Consider the following 554-nt stretch of genomic DNA (forward strand, 5'->3'; position numbering starts at 1 on the left):
ATTCGTATCCTTTAAAAATCTAAAGGGGTTTCTCGACACTCTGAAAAAATCCAGAGAAAATTTAATCTCTAGATTTTTTATTTCATTATTTTAACTTGCTTACAATTTCGTCATATTTAGGGCTGTTCAAGAAGTTTTCAACAGACACATGGTGTGCATTCGGCAATTTTTCTATTGCTCGGTCTGTTAAATCTTTATGTGTAATAACAAGGTCGGCATCACTCGGAAGGTTTGCAATAGAAGTATTTGCAACATCTACTCCTTCAACTTCTGCTTTTTTTACTTTATTGCGCATGATAGATGCGCCCATCGCACTAGAACCCATACCAGCGTCACATGCGAAAATTATTTTTTTCACTTTTTTATAATCAAATTCTTCGTTATTCTCTACTGCTTTTTCTGTTAAAGAACCTGCTACTGAGCTTTTTTTGCCTTTTAATGCTTCCATTTTTTCCGTAGCTGCAGTGATATCTTCTTCTTCACCTTTGCTTGTTTTCAAAATAAGTGCTGCGATTAGGAAAGATACAATAGCTGCTACGATTACACCAGCTAAT

The 554-nt window shown here is 35.0% G+C and carries 1 pseudogene; it reads right to left on the reverse strand.

What is annotated here, in order from left to right:
• Window positions 1-85: 85 nt before the first annotated feature.
• A pseudogene (locus NCCP28_RS23545) lies at window positions 86-554 on the reverse strand (PTS mannitol transporter subunit IIBC); the annotation flags it as partial.

It is taken from the genome of Niallia sp. NCCP-28 (assembly GCF_023168165.1).
Taxonomy (GTDB): domain Bacteria; phylum Bacillota; class Bacilli; order Bacillales; family Cytobacillaceae; genus Niallia.